Annotated in this window: 12 protein-coding genes; 2 read left to right on the top strand and 10 right to left on the bottom strand. The window is 69.7% G+C overall.

Features of this window, described 5'->3' with window-relative positions:
* Window positions 1–14: 14 nt before the first annotated feature.
* Both ACFLIM_RS03005 and ACFLIM_RS03000 read right to left on the bottom strand, forming a co-directional pair.
* On the bottom strand, window positions 15–386 hold the full coding sequence (locus ACFLIM_RS03005) for a hypothetical protein (protein ID WP_393161573.1): 372 nt from the start codon (window positions 384–386) through the stop codon (window positions 15–17).
* 206 nt (window positions 387–592) lie between these two features.
* Window positions 593–1,393, bottom strand: coding sequence for an SAM-dependent methyltransferase (locus ACFLIM_RS03000; protein ID WP_393161572.1), 801 nt, complete (start codon window positions 1,391–1,393; stop codon window positions 593–595).
* A gap of 39 nt (window positions 1,394–1,432) precedes the next feature.
* Here ACFLIM_RS03000 and ACFLIM_RS02995 point away from each other — a divergent pair, with 39 nt between their 5' ends.
* Complete coding sequence (locus ACFLIM_RS02995; protein WP_393161570.1) at window positions 1,433–1,867, top strand: MarR family winged helix-turn-helix transcriptional regulator; 435 nt, start codon at window positions 1,433–1,435, stop codon at window positions 1,865–1,867.
* Between the two features lie 60 nt (window positions 1,868–1,927).
* Here the strand turns inward: ACFLIM_RS02995 and lon are convergent, their stop codons facing one another.
* A complete protein-coding gene (gene lon / locus ACFLIM_RS02990; protein WP_393161568.1) occupies window positions 1,928–4,288 on the bottom strand; it encodes an endopeptidase La in 2,361 nt (786 codons plus the stop codon).
* A 194-nt stretch (window positions 4,289–4,482) separates the two neighbouring features.
* Between lon and ACFLIM_RS02985 the strand changes: the two genes are divergently transcribed.
* The gene (locus ACFLIM_RS02985) at window positions 4,483–5,847 is read left to right on the top strand and encodes a phenylacetate--CoA ligase family protein (RefSeq protein WP_393161566.1); all 1,365 of its coding nucleotides are present in this window, start codon (window positions 4,483–4,485) and stop codon (window positions 5,845–5,847) included.
* Here the strand turns inward: ACFLIM_RS02985 and ACFLIM_RS02980 are convergent.
* The 7 genes from ACFLIM_RS02980 to ACFLIM_RS02950 form a co-directional block, all read right to left on the bottom strand.
* The gene (locus tag ACFLIM_RS02980; RefSeq protein WP_393161564.1) at window positions 5,844–6,836 is read right to left on the bottom strand and encodes an Lrp/AsnC family transcriptional regulator; all 993 of its coding nucleotides are present in this window, start codon (window positions 6,834–6,836) and stop codon (window positions 5,844–5,846) included. The two genes, ACFLIM_RS02985 and ACFLIM_RS02980, sit on opposite strands and share 4 nt — an antisense overlap.
* 19 nt (window positions 6,837–6,855) lie before the next feature.
* On the bottom strand, window positions 6,856–7,692 hold the full coding sequence (locus ACFLIM_RS02975) for an alpha/beta fold hydrolase (RefSeq protein ID WP_393161562.1): 837 nt from the start codon (window positions 7,690–7,692) through the stop codon (window positions 6,856–6,858).
* A gap of 11 nt (window positions 7,693–7,703) precedes the next feature.
* Entirely contained in the window at window positions 7,704–8,873 is a 1,170-nt protein-coding gene (locus ACFLIM_RS02970) for a M24 family metallopeptidase (protein ID WP_393161560.1), read from the bottom strand.
* Window positions 8,874–8,937: 64 nt separating this feature from the next.
* Window positions 8,938–9,792: an ABC transporter permease gene (locus ACFLIM_RS02965; RefSeq protein ID WP_393161558.1), complete on the bottom strand. Its 855-nt coding sequence runs from the start codon at window positions 9,790–9,792 to the stop codon at window positions 8,938–8,940.
* Window positions 9,789–10,742 (bottom strand): ABC transporter permease, encoded by a 954-nt coding sequence (locus ACFLIM_RS02960; RefSeq protein ID WP_393161556.1) that lies wholly within the window; start codon window positions 10,740–10,742, stop codon window positions 9,789–9,791. Before ACFLIM_RS02960 ends, ACFLIM_RS02965 begins: the two co-directional genes overlap by 4 nt.
* Window positions 10,743–10,747: 5 nt before the next feature.
* Window positions 10,748–12,319: an ABC transporter substrate-binding protein gene (locus ACFLIM_RS02955; RefSeq protein ID WP_393161554.1), complete on the bottom strand. Its 1,572-nt coding sequence runs from the start codon at window positions 12,317–12,319 to the stop codon at window positions 10,748–10,750.
* Window positions 12,320–13,528, bottom strand: a complete 1,209-nt coding sequence (locus tag ACFLIM_RS02950) for a dipeptidase (RefSeq protein WP_393161552.1) — start codon at window positions 13,526–13,528, stop codon at window positions 12,320–12,322. It abuts the gene before it with no gap.
* Window positions 13,529–13,597 lie beyond the last annotated feature (69 nt).

Here is a 13,597-nt window from a genome sequence, read left to right as displayed (position 1 = left end):
ACGCGATCGGCGCGCTACGCCTGCTCAACTTCACCAACATCGCCGAAGGCGCCCGGTGGGCACGCGACGACTTCCGTCACCCGCTCATCGCCCTCGGTCTCACATAGTGAGAACTCCTTCGGCCCTGCCTTGTGGTCCTTCTTGCACTCCCACTTCTTGACCGGCACCCACTTCCAGAACCAGTGCTTGAAGCGCTTCTGGTCGACGGTCACGTGGCCGCTGGCCTTGGCCTTGTGGTCACTGGAGAAATAGGGTCCCCAGTCCGCGTCGTAGAAATGAGTGGTGGATGGTGCGGAAGTGGCCGTCGCGTTCGCGGCGACCGGAGCGCCGATCGCCACCACCGTGGCGGCGGCGACGCCGATGAGGATTCGTGAAACGAATCGCACTTTGGGTCCTCCTCGGGAGAGGTTTGCTGACCCCGCTTTCGTACGCCTGCCGGATTGCGCCGCACTTACAATTCGCTTAACGCCACAAAGGTCGAGATAAGACGATTTTCCCGATCATCTCCGCATTTCAATATCATTCTGCGGGAATGACCATGCCCTCGGGTTGATCGCATATGCCTCGTTCACGCCGTTACGGTAAGATCCCCTTATTTCCGGTCTGTTTTATGACCAGCCTCACGCTCCGCGACCAGGAACCCGCCGCGTCCCGAGGACGGCCTGCCGTACCGGCTCGCCAGCTCGGCCCGCTCAACGGTCCGCGCCCGCCACCCGCGCGCGCCCAGCCAGGTGGCGGCGTCCTCGCCGAGCCCGCCCTTCCAGAGCGCCGCCACGCGCCGCATCGACGGCATGGCCCGAGCCCGCTCCATCAGGTCGGCCGCCGCCGCGCTGTCGTGCTCGAACGCCAGCCTGCTCCCCGGCGCCGACAACTCCCCGACGCGGGTCAGCAGCGCCGCCGACTCCGCCGCGCTGAGGTAGATGAGCAGCCCCTCGGCCAGCCAGGCAGTCGGCTCCCCCGGCTCGAACCCCGCCGCACGCAACGCTCGCGGCCAGTCCTCACGCAGATCCACGGGTACGGCGACGCGCTCGCACCGAGGCTCGGCCCCGGCAAGCACGCGATCCTTGAACGCGAGCAGCTCGGGCAGGTCCAGCTCGAACACCCGCACCCCGCCGGGCCAGTCAAGCCGGTAGGCCCGGCTGTCGAGCCCGCAGGCCAGCAGCACCACCTGCGCGCATCCCGCAGCCGTGAGGTAGTCGTCGAAGAACCTGGTCCTGAACACCAGATGGTCGCCGAAGAAGTCGCGCGCCCCGCCCCGGTGGTCGGTGCCCGCCGCCTCCACGAACATCCTCGCGTACGGGTCGTCGAACAGCCGGTCGGCCCGCTCGCTCTCCTGCGCCCGCACCCAGGCCGCGCCCACCGCCGTCTTCGCCACGCCCGTCAGCTCCGTCATATCGCCAACGATACATCTCCAGAGATATATTGGGCGACCATGAACGTGGCGAGGTTGCGCAGGCTGGGACGACGGCTGATCGAGCTGTCGAGGGCGGCGGCGGGAGAGACGAAGGGACCCGCGCTGACGCCCGGGGAGGAGGCGGTCTTCGAGGACGTGCTGCGGCACCCGGGGAGCGCGGTCGGGGAGATCCAGGCGCGCACGGGGTTCGTGCAGAGCCACGTGTCGGCCTCGGTGGCCCGGATGCGGGAGCGCGGCCTGATGGAGACCGGGCCCGACCCCGCCGACGGGCGCCGCACCCAGGTCAGGGTCACGGACGTGGCCACGCGGGCGGTGCTGCGCCGCGCGATCAGGCCCGTGGACGAGGCGGTACGTCAGGCGGTGCCGGAGGAGGCGCGGGCCGAGCGGGTGATGGCGTTGCTGGACGAGCTGGAGGCTCTCCTGATCATCGAGGACGACCACGGGCAGGGCTGACTGAAGGGGACTGCCCCGCCGCAGCCCCCGTAGATGCGGCGGGGCAGTGTCACCCGGTGGTCAGGCCGCCACCGGGGAGGCGACCTGAGCCGGAGTGAGCGCGATGTCCAGGACCTCGCGCACGTCGCTGACCGGGTGGATGGTCAGCTCGCCGCGGACCTCCTCGGGCACGTCGTCCAGGTCCGGCTCGTTGCGGGCCGGGATGAGGACGGTGGTGATGCCCGCCCGGTGTGCTGCCAGCAGCTTCTGCTTGACGCCGCCGATCGGCAGCACCCGCCCGGTCAGCGAGATCTCGCCGGTCATGGCCACGTCACTCCGGACCACGCGGCCGGACAGGAGCGAGGCCAGCGCGGTCGTCAGCGTCACACCGGCCGAGGGGCCGTCCTTGGGCACGGCGCCCGCGGGGAAGTGCACGTGGACCGAGCGGTCCTTCAGCGCGGTGACCGGCAGCTCCAGCTCCGCGCCGTGCGAGCGCAGGTAGGACAGCGCGATCCGGGCCGACTCCTTCATCACGTCGCCGAGCTGGCCGGTCAGCGTGAGCCCCGTCTCGCCGGTCTCCGGGTCGGCCAGCGACGCCTCCACGTAGAGCACGTCGCCGCCGGCGCCGGTGACCGCCAGACCGGTGGCCACGCCGGGCACCGAGGTGCGCTGGGTGGCCTCGGGCAGCGACGACTCCGGCACGAACCTCGGCCGGCCGATGTAGCCGACCAGGTCGTCCTCGCCGACCGTGATGGGCAGCTCGTTGTTGGCCGCCACCTTGCGCAGGATCCTGGCGACCGCCCGCTCCAGCGAGCGGACCCCGGCCTCGCGGGTGTATTCGGCGGCCAGCCTGCGCAGCGCGCCGTCCTCGACCGTGACCTCCTCGGCGGTCAGGCCCGCCAGCTCCAGCTGCCTGGGCAGCAGGTGGTCGCGAGCGATGGCCACCTTCTCGTCCTCGGTGTAGCCGTCGAGCGTGACGACCTCCATCCGGTCCAGCAGCGGCCCGGGGATGGCCTCCAGGACGTTGGCCGTGGCCAGGAACAGCACGTCGGACAGGTCCAGCTCGACCTCGAGGTAGTGGTCGCGGAACGTGTGGTTCTGCGCCGGGTCCAGCACCTCCAGCAGGGCGGCCGTCGGGTCGCCGCGGTAGTCCGCGCCGACCTTGTCGACCTCGTCCAGCAGGACGACCGGGTTCATCGAGCCGGCCTCGCGGATGGCGCGGACGATGCGGCCGGGCAGGGCGCCGACGTAGGTGCGGCGGTGGCCGCGGATCTCCGCCTCGTCACGCACGCCGCCGAGCGCGACGCGGACGAACTTGCGGCCCATCGCGCGGGCCACGGACTCGCCCAGAGACGTCTTGCCGACCCCGGGAGGACCGGCGAGCGCCAGCACGGCGCCGCTGCGGCGGCCGCCGACCACGCCGAGGCCCTTGTCCTGGCGGCGCTTGCGCACGGCCAGGTGCTCGATGATGCGGTCCTTCACGTCGGCCAGGCCGGTGTGGTCGGCGTCGAGCACGGTCCGGGCGCCGACGATGTCGTAGTTGTCCTCGGTGCGCTCGTTCCACGGGATGTCGAGCACGGTGTCGAGCCAGGTGCGGATCCAGCCGGTCTCGGGGGACTGGTCGGAGGTCCGCTCCAGCTTGTCGACCTCCTTGAGCGCGGCCTCGCGCACCTTCGTGGGCAGGTCGGCGGCCTCCACGCGAGCCCGGTAGTCCTCCTCCTCGGTCTCGGTGGAGTCGCCGTTGAGCTCCTTGAGCTCCTTGCGCACCGCGGCGAGCTGCTGGCGCAGCAGGAACTCGCGCTGCTGCTTCTCCATGCCCTCCTGGACGTCCTTGCGGATCGTCTCGGCGACGTCCAGCTCGGCGAGGTGCTCGCGGGACCACTCGATCAGCCTGGCCAGCCGGTCGGCGGGGTCGGCGGCTTCGAGCAGCTCGACCTTCTGCGCCGTGGTCAGCCAGGGGGTGTAGCCGGAGCTGTCGGCCAGCACCGACGGGTCGTCGATCTGGTTGACCTGGTCGACCACCTGCCAGGCGCCGCGCTTCTGCAGGATCGTGGTGGCCAGGGCCTTGTACTCCTTGGCCAGCTCGTGCGCGCGCTCGCCGACGGAGACGGTGTCGATCGTGTCGGCCTCGACCCACAGTGCGGCGCCGGGGCCGGTCGTGCCGGTGCCCACGCGGACGCGGTTGACCCCGCGCACCACGGCGGCGGGCTCGCCGCCCGGCAGCCTCCCGACCTGCTCGACCACGGCCTGCACGCCGATGGCGCCATATCGGCCGTCGATCCTGGGAACGAGGAGGACCCACGGCTTGTTGCCACCAGATGCACGGGCCGCCTCTATGGCAGCGCGCACCTCGGAGTCGGACAGGTCCAGCGGAACCACCATGCCCGGCAGGACGACCTCGTCGTCCAGCGGCAGGACCGGGAGGATCAAGCTCTCACTCATGCGAACTCCAAAGGGTTGAGTTATACCGACTCAATTCATTGGAGCCGCTCATTGTTCCCTTCATTGCCGATGTTCGCTCACGGCGATCGTAATCATGTAAGCAGCGCCTGAGGGGGACGGGCGGATCGGCCTTGTCCGCCCCGGCGAATGAGCGGGCGTTCCCCTGTCCCGGGCCGCCGCCGTAGAGTCGGCTGATGGACCCGGTTGAGCTCTTCCATCAGGTGGCGGCGACCGTTCCTGCCTACGGGCGGTTCCTGGCGGAGCACCGCATCGATCCCCAGAAAGTCGCGATATTTCGGGATTTCGTGGGGCTGCCGATGACGACGAAGGACAACTACACCCTCCGCCACCCGCTCCCCGACCTGTGCAGGGACGGAGTGATCGGGGACATGATCGCCGTGTCGTCGGGTTCGACCGGGGTGCCCTCCTTCTGGCCCCGGTCGGCGTCGGACGAGCGGGTGATCGCGGAGCGGTTCGAGGAGGTCTTCAGGGACTCCTTCGACGCCCGCGAGCGCCGCACCCTGGCCGTCGTCTGCTTCGCCCTCGGCACCTGGGTGGGTGGCCTGTTCACCGTCGACTGCTGCCGCCACCTGGCCGAACGCGGCTACCCGATCACCGTCGTCGCCCCCGGCACCGACCGGCGGGAGATCCTGCGCGTCCTGCCCGAGCTGGCCCCGCACTTCGACCAGGTCGTGCTCCTGGGCTACCCGCCGTTCCTGAAGAACGTCATCGACACCGAGGAGCTCCCCTGGGCCGCCTGGGGCATCAAGCTGGTCACGGCGGGCGAGGTGTTCAGCGAGGAGTGGCGCACCCTGGTCGCGCGGCGGGCCGGGATCGCCGACCCGGCGAAAGGCATAGCCTCCCTGTACGGCACCGCCGACGCGGGCGTCCTGGGCAACGAGACCCCGCTGTCGGTCGGGATCCGCCGGTTCCTCGCCACCCGCCCCGGCACGGCCAGGGAGCTGTTCGGCGAGTCCAGGCTGCCGACGCTCGTCCAGTACGACCCGGATGTCCGCTTCTTCGAGGAGCACGAGGGCACCCTGCTGTTCTCCGGCGACAACGGCATCCCGCTGGTCCGCTACCACATCGCCGACGAGGGCGGCGTGCTCCCGTACGAGGACCTGCTCGGCTTCGTCAGGGAGCGCGGCTTCGAGCCGGGCGAAACAGGCCCCGAGCGCCCGTTCGTCTACGTCTTCGGCCGCAGTCACTTCACCGTGTCCTACTACGGCGCGAACGTCTATCCGGAGAACATCGCGGTCGGCCTGGAGCAGCCCGAGGTGAGCGGCTCGGTGACGGGGAAGTTCGTGATGGAGGTGGTGGAGGACGCGGGCCACGACCGGCAGCTGACGGTGACGGTCGAGCTGATGCCCGGCCAGAAGCCCTCGGACGAGACGGCGCAGGCGGTGGGCGAGTCGATCCTGGCCCAGCTGCTGCGGCTGAACAGCGAGTTCGCGAACTACGTGCCCGCGCCGCAGCAGGCGCCGTTCATCCGGCTGCGCGAGTCAGGCGACCCCGAGTATTTCCCGCCCGGAGCCAAACACCGCTACACCCGTGGCTAGGTGGCCAGTGCCGCGGCGATGCGGTCCTCGGCCCACGGCACCATGAGGAAGCCGCGCTTGACGGTCAGCACCTGCACGCCCGCCGTCCACGACTGGATGCCCGGCACCGAGGCCAGCGTGCGGGAGGTGAAGTGGTGGATGTCGGCCGTGGTCGGCATGATCACCTCGCACATCAGCGACGCCTGCCCCAGCACGGACGCGATCATCCGCACCCCGCGCTCCTTCGACAGCCGCTCGGCCACGCTGTCCTGCATGCTCGGCTCGACCGACAACCAGAACAGGACCTCCGCCTCGTAGCCGAGCGCGGCGGCCGGGATGAACGTGGCGACCGTGGCGCACCCACGTTCCAGCATCGCCTCCAGCCGCCGCCGGGCCGTGCTCTCGCTGATGCCCAGGCGGCGGCCGACCGACTGGAAGCTGGCCCGCCCGTCCTCCCGCATCGCCGCGAGCACGTCGCGGTCGACGTCGTCGAGGTGGCCGCGCTCGCACGTGTGCGGCCGCGGCGTCACCGCGAACGGCGCCGCCCGCTCCCCCAGCACCGGAACGCTCCAGTCGTAGCTCACCTTGTACGTGTGCAGCACCAGGTCGGCGTTGCTCTGCTGGGTGCCGGGGATGGCGTGCACGAACTCGACCAGCATCGAATAGAGATCGCGGTGCTTGGGCGCGACCAGCTCGAACACGATGTCGTAGCCCCCGGTGACGATGGTGACGTACCGGATGTCAGGATTGCGGGCCAGCAGCCCCGCGACCCTGAGCTGGCTGCCGGGCGCGCAGGTCAGCCGCACGATGAACACGTGGACGGGCCCGTCGTGCTCCAGGTGCGGCAGCACCGCCACCCGCGCCAGGCCCGCCGCGAACAGGCTCTGCGCCCGCCGCGCCACGGTCGTGGTCGAGATGCCGAGCAACTGGGCGATGTCGGTCCAGCTCGCCCTGCCGTTCACGTGCAGCGCGGCGAGGATCTTCCGGTCGAGGTCGTCGAGATCTTCCATCGGGGGCATCATCGCGCGTTCAGTGCCGTTCTCGCACCTTGAGGAAGTCGCGGACGGTGGCCTCCCACAACTCGGCCTCCTCGACCTGCGGCGAGTGCCCGGAACGTTCAAAAACGCGAAGTTCGGCGTCGGGGATGAGCCGGGCGATGGTCTGGCTGCACTCGACGGGCGTGATCCAGTCGTGGCGGCCGACGGTCACCAGGGTCGGCGCGGTGATGCCGGGAAGGAGGTGCTTGATGTCGTAGTTCGGCTGGTTCACGGCGAACGCATAGTTGTGCGTCTCGTAGTGGTACGGCGTCGCGGCCACCCGCTGTTCGACCTTGGCCGGATCGTAGTCGTGGTCGTAGAGCGGCAGGATCTCCCGCCAGCAGTCCCGCAGGTCCTCGTCGTCGCGCACGGTGCCGGACATGATCCGGTCCAGCTTCGCCTGGTCGATCTGCACCCTTGAGGAGGCGGCGGCGTTGCGGGTGGCCATTTCCTGGTTGGCGTTGTCGGCCGAGGTGTCCCGCAGCACCACGGCGCTGACGCGGGAAGGATGGCGGGCGGCGTACTCCATGGCGATGAAGCCGCCGTACGAGCCGCCGGCCATCACCACCTGCTCCACGCCGAGCCAGCGGCGCAGGCCCTCGACGTCCGCGACCCACTGCTCGTGCGTGAAGGGCCCGCTCTGCCCGCTCCGGCCCGAGCCCCTGGCGTCGAAGACGACCACCCGGTACGCGTCCGCGAGCCGGCCGAAGCCGGCCTTCGGCTCGGCGAGCGACCCGAGCCCCGGCGCGCCGTGATGCGCGATGATCGTGCGCTCGCCGTCCCCGAGGATCTCGACGTTGAGCGGGTTGCCGTTGATGTCGACGAACAAGTGTCTTCCCTTCAGATGATCACGTCGGTGAGCTCGCGCGGGTACGCCGTGAGCCGGCGCGGACCCGACTCGGTGACCAGCACGGTGTCGGAGATGCGGTATCCGGCGTGCCCCGGCACGTAGACGCCGGGCTCGCTGGACAGGATCATCCCGGGGGCCAGCTCGGTGCAGTCGCCGTCGGACAACCACGGCGGCTCGTGGAAGCCGAGCCCGATGCCGTGGCCCTGCCGGTGGCGGATGTGCTCGGCCAGCCCGGCCTCCTCGATCACCGCCAGGCAGCGGCGGTTGGCCTCCTCGCAGGAGACGCCCGCGACCAGCGCCTCGGTGCCGATCTCCTGCGCCTCGCGGACGGTCTCGTAGTAGCGGGCCTGCCGCGTGGTGGGCTCGCCGATCACGAACGTGCGCTCGCTCTCCACGAACCGGCCGCCGACCGCGCAGCCGAGCGACAACATGAACGTCTCCCCCGCCTTCAGCCGGTCGCCGCCGGGCAGCCGGTGCGGCTGGGCCGAGTTGGGGCCGCCGTAGACGAGGCCGCCGGTGAGCATGGGCACCACGACGACGTCCTCGTGCCTGGCGTACATGAGGCGGGTGCCGTGCCCGATGACGTGGGAGGCCAGCTCGCTCTCCGTCGGCAGCTCGCCGCCGGACTCGAGCGCCGCCCTGACCAGCTCGACACCGGCCTCGATCATCGCGTCGGCGATGCGGGCGGCCTCCTCGTGCAGCACGACCTCCTCGGGCAGCTTGCGCAGCCGCACCCGGCCGACCGCGCCGGAGACACTCCACCGGGTCGCGGGAAACGCCCCGGCCAGGGCCTGCGCGCGGGCGACGCTGGTGGAGGGCGCGTACGCGGCGGTCGCGGGCGTGCACACCTGCCCGGCGAGCACGGCGAACGGCGACCGGGTGCCGGGGAACTCCGGATAGGCGAGGATCTCGGCGCGGGCCCGCTGGTCCTGGGCGTACTCCCGCTCCAGGTCGGGCACGAGCAGCACCGGATCATCGTCGAGGGGCAACCAGCACGCGACGGGGCGCTCGTTCGGGAAGTGGTGGAAACCGGTCAGGTAGGCGACGTCGAGCGGGTCGTCGAGCAGCAGCGCACCCAGGTCTTCCGCGGCCATCTCGGCGCGCACCCGGCTCAGCGCGGTGTCGTAGAAGGTGTCGGAGAGCCTCTGTGAGAAGGTCATGAGACCTCCTTCGTCGGCCTCATGACCAAGGTGCTGTGTCTATTGATGACCTCGACAAGCTCGGTCATGTGTCACTCCTGTGGTTGCGAGCGTCGTTGTAGGCCACGGAGAGCAGGGTCGTGGACAGGACCAGCAGCAGGATGGCCAGGGACGGGAAGAGGGTGGTCCACCAGGCGGAGGCCAGCGAGCCCGACTGCTGCGCCTTGTGCAGGATCGTCCCCCACGACCAGCTGTTCGGGTCGCCCAGGCCGAGGAACGACAGCCCCGCCTCGGCGAGCACCGCGCGGGAGGTGGTCAGCACCACCGACACGCCCACGACCGGGATCACGCCGGGCAGCAGGTGCTTGCGCACGATCCACAACGACGAGCCGCCGACGACCTTGGCCGCCGACACGAACGGCATGGGCACGATCGACAGCGCCTGCGAGCGCACCACCCGGGCCACCTCCGGCCAGCTGAACAGCGCGATGACCAGGGCCAGCGTACGCACGCTCGGCCCGGCCAGCGCCGCCACCAGGATCATCAGCGGCAGCATGGGCAGCGACAACGACAGGTCCACCAGCACGCCGAGCGGGGTGTCCAGGCGCCGGAAGTAGGCCGCGCTGATGCCGATCAGCAGGCCGATCACGATGGCCAGCACCGACGCGCTCACGCCGACCGCCATGCTGACCCTCGTGCCCCAGACGACCTGGGCGAACACGTCCTGCCCGATGTCGTCGGTGCCGAACCAGTGCGCGGCCGAGGGCGGCTGCGAGGTGTCGGCGCCGTACCCCTCGGGGAAGGGCGCGATCAGCGGCGCGAAGACGGCGACCAGGGCCAGCAGGAGCAGCAGGGCGGCGCTGGCCACGCCGAGCGGGTTGCGCCGGAAGGAGGCCCACGTCCGCTGGCGCGGGGTCAGCTCGACTGCCATCGCCGTCATGAGGTACGCACCCTGGGGTCGAGGATGCCGTAGGCGACGTCCGTGATGAGGTTGGCCACCACGACCGCGGCCGCCAGCAGCACGAACGCGCCCTGCAGGACGGGGAAGTCGAGCTGCCCGACCGCTTCGTAGATGGCGCGGCCGATGCCCGGGTAGGCGTAGATCGTCTCGGTCAGCACCGCGCCGCCGACCAGCGTGCCGAGCTGCAGCCCGGCGATCGTGGTCGTCGGCAGCAGCGCGTTGCGCAGGGCGTGCTTCCACACGACCTTGCCCGGCCGTACGCCCTTCGCCTTGGCCAGCGACACGTAGTCCTCGCCCAGCGCCTCGATGAGCGTGGTGCGCATCGTCAGCACGTACCCGCCGAGCTGGATGAGCACCAGCGACAGGCACGGCAGCACCAGGTGGTGCACCATGCTGAGGGTGGCGCCGAAGCCCGCGGCGTCGAGATCGACCGCGCCGCCGATGGGAAACCAGCCGAGCCAGACCCCCAGCACATACATGAGGAAGATCCCGACGCTCGGCACGAACAACGACTGGGCGGTGACGCCGGTGAGCTGGATCATGCGGTCTACCCAGCCCCTGGCCCTGGTGGCGGCGAGCACGCCGAGCGGGATGCCCAGCGCGATCGTCACCACCATGGCCGAGATCGTCAGGATCAGCGTCCACGGCAGCCGTTCCATGAGCACGGTCGTCACCGGGATCGACTGCCGGAACGAGATGCCGAGGTTGCCGTGCAGGAGCTGCCCGAGATAGGCGAGGTACTGCACCCCGAGCGGCTGGTCCAGGCCGAAGTCGGCCAGCAGCTTCTGGTGCAGTTCCTCGTTCATGTTCGGGTCGGCCACGGCCAGCACCGGGTCGCCGGGCAGCAGGCGGACCAGGAAGAACGTCACCGTGACCGCGAACCACAGGGTGAGCAGGCCGCGGGCCAGCCGGAGGCCGATGAACCGCATGGAGATCAGCCCGCCGGCTTCGCCGCGGCGAGGGAGAGCGGGTTCAGGATGGACAGCAGCTCACTCGGCATCGGCTGGAACCCGGTCCACTTCGTGGAGTGGGCGATGTTGAACGTCTCCACGTACAGGACGTTGTCGTAGACCTGGTCGTGGATGATCCGCGCGGCCTCCTGGATCGGCGCCTTGGCCTCGGCCGGGCTCAGCGCTCGCTGCGCCTGGTCGATCAGGTCGTCCAGCTTGGGGTCGCTGACCTGGGCGTAGTTGATGAACCCGCCGGTCTTGAAGGCCAGTCCGAGGTTCGCGGGCGGGTTGTCCATGACCGCCCACGATCCGGCGTAGATGTCGAAGTCCCGCTTGAGGCCCTTTTCCACGTACGTGTTCCGCTCCAGGCCCTGCAGCTTGATCGTGATCCCGGCCTTCTTCGCCGAGTCGCGGACCATGGGGGCCCAGCGGGCGATGTTCGGGTCGGCCTGGTCGTAGATCATGCCCAGGCTGAGGTTGGAGACTCCCGCCTCGGCCAGCAGCTTCTTGGACTGCTCCGGGTCGAAGGCGTACTCCTTCGAGCTCGGGTCCACGTAGTCGGGCAGCGAGGGCGTGAGCACGCTGGAGTTGGAGGACTTCGCGTAGCCCTTGAGCGCGATGTTCCTGATCGCCTCGTAGTCGACGGCGTGCGCGAGCGCCTGGCGGACGCGGACGTCGTCCAGCGGCTTGCGCTTGGTGTTGTACTGCAGGTGCGCCCAGCCCAGCGACGGGATCTGCACCAGCTTGACCTTCGGGTCGCTCTTCAGCTCGGCCGCGGTGGCCGGCGGCAGCACGTTGCCGATCAGGTCGATCTCGCCGTTGCGCAGGGCGAGGACCTCGGTGTTCACGTCGGGGAAGACCCGGAACACGACCTCCTTGACGGCCGGCTTGCCGGGGCCGAAGTCGTCGACGCGCTCCATGATGTACCGCTGGCCGCGCTCGACCTTGGTCAGCTTGAACGGCCCCGCGCTCACCCAGTTCGAGTCGTTGGCGAACTTCTGCACGCTCGGCGCCTTCTCGAACACGTGCTTGGGCACGATCGGCAGCCAGAAGCCGACGTTGTCCAGGAACGTACCGTCGGGGCGGGTGAGCGTGAACTTCACCTCGGTCGGCGAGACCGCCTCGGCCTTGTCCAGCGCCGTGATGAGCCCGGCGACCACGCCGAACTTCTCCTTCTGCACCGCCGTCACCGAGAACACCACGTCGTCGGCGCTCACCGGCTTGCCGTCGGACCACTTCATGTCGTCGCGCAGCTTGACCGTGGCCGCCTTGCCGTCCTCCGAGTAGGACCACTCGGTCGCCAGGTACGGGACGCGCTTGCCGGCCTGGTCCATCTGGGTCAGATGCGGATACATCAGGTTGGTCACCCACGAGTCGGTACGGCTGTTGCCGACCAGGGGGTTGTAGTTGACCACGTCGGCGGTCGTGCCGATGGTCAGCCGGTCGGCGGTGGCCGGCGCGGACTGCGAGCCGGACGAGTTCGACGAGCCCGGCACGCTCGGCGCGCAGGCCGCCAGCGCGACGGCCAGGGCCGCCAGCAGAATCCCACGTCTCATTTAGATCCAGACCTCTTCCAGCACGCGCATGACGTTGCCGCCGATGACCTTGGTGATCTCGTCGTCGGAGTAACCGTGGGTGACCAGCCAGGCGATGATGTTCCAGAAGCACTCGGCCGGGTTCTCCAGGCCGTCCACGTACGCGACCTTGTCGTACGCGATGCCCGCGTGCGCCTCGTTGAGCGACAGGTGCTCGGCGAACGTGTCGTGCAGGCCCACGTGGTCGCCGAACAGCGTGTCCGGGCCGAACGCCACGTGGTCGATGCCGACCAGGTCCACACAATACGTGAAGTGGTCCATGACCGACTCCAGGCTGTGCAGCGGGTGGTCGGGCGACAGCGTCGTGTGCGGGGCCGCCTCCAGGCCGATCACGCCGCCGCGCTCGGCCGCGGCCTTGATGACCGAGTCCGGCTTCATCCGGTTCGTCGGCCAGACGGACCTGGCGCCCGCGTGGGTGATGAGGATCGGCTTGGTGGAGTGGCGGATCGTGTCGAGCGAGGTCTGGTCGCCGGAGTGGGAGACGTCGATGGCGATGCCCAGCTTGTTCATGCGGCGCACGGCCTTCTCGCCGAACAGGGTCAGGCCGCCGTCGCCGCGCTCCTTCAGGCCGCTGCCCAGGGTGTTGGCCTCGCTGTAGGCGATGCCCATCTGCCGTACGCCGAAGCCGTACAGCATGTCGATCCGGTCGACCTCGTTCTCGATCATGGTGGCGGCTTCGAGGGCGAGCACCAGGCCGATGCGGCCGCTCGCGTGCGCCTCGCGCACGTCGGCCAGGCGCTCGACCTTGATGAGGAAGTCCTGGTGGGCGATGTCCGACAGGCGCATGCCGATGTCGGCCACCACGTCGTTCCACTTCCAGCCGGCCTGGCTGGTGATGCAGCAGGTGCCGTCCATGAGGTTGTCGAAGACGACGGTCATGCCGGAGCGGGCCAGGCCCTCGTACCCGGTGTGGTGGCGGGCGGTGCGGTTGTAGTCCACGGTCTGGCCGATGTCGTCGGGGAAGACCGACGGGTGGTCGTGCAGCGAGACGACCAGGCTGCCGGTCAGCAGGCGGCGTACGCGCTCGCTCTGCTCGGTGCTGAGCTCGGGCCCCTGGTACGCCGGAACCCTGCCGAGCTCCGGTGCCAGGTCGAACTCGCGGTAGTCGACACCCGCGTCCAGATATTCGTAGGAACGGTAGCCCTTGTAGCTCTTCGCGGCTTCCAGCACTTGCTATCCCCTCTTGTCCGATTGCGGGAAGTTTGCCAGGATCAGGCGCGAAAGACAATATTGAAGTTG

The sequence above is a fragment of the Nonomuraea marmarensis genome, from assembly GCF_043197025.1.
GTDB classification, from domain to species: domain Bacteria; phylum Actinomycetota; class Actinomycetes; order Streptosporangiales; family Streptosporangiaceae; genus Nonomuraea; species Nonomuraea marmarensis.
The sequence above is the reverse complement of the archived record's forward strand: the minus strand, read 5'-3'. Positions and strand labels throughout refer to the sequence as shown.